This window comes from Vibrio sinensis (assembly GCF_003605645.1).
In the GTDB taxonomy this organism is placed as follows: Bacteria; Pseudomonadota; Gammaproteobacteria; order Enterobacterales; family Vibrionaceae; genus Vibrio; species Vibrio sinensis.
Map to the genome: position 1 here is coordinate 1 of NZ_QVMU01000109.1, position 335 is coordinate 335.

The following is a 335-nucleotide window of genomic DNA, read 5'->3' on the forward strand; positions in this document are numbered from 1 at the left end:
CGAATCCACTTTGAATTTGATAAATGCATTGCTTGTGAAGTATGTGTTCGTGTATGTCCTATAGATTTACCTGTTGTCGATTGGAAATTAGAAACTGATATTCGAAAGAAACGATTGCTTAATTACAGTATTGATTTCGGAATCTGTATATTTTGTGGTAATTGYGTTGAGTATTGTCCAACAAATTGTTTATCAATGACTGAAGAATATGARCKTTCKACTTATGATCGYCACGAATTGAATTATAATCAAATCGCTTTGGGTCGTYTACCAATGCCAGTAATTGATGATTACACACTTCGAACAATTTTGAATTCGCCTAAAATAAAAAATGG

Annotated in this window: 1 protein-coding gene; it reads left to right on the forward strand. The window is 32.5% G+C overall.

Annotated features, from left to right (window positions below; genetic code table 11):
* On the forward strand, positions 1 to 335 hold a 335-nt coding region (locus DZ860_RS25370; protein ID WP_120035729.1), incomplete at both ends, for a 4Fe-4S binding protein.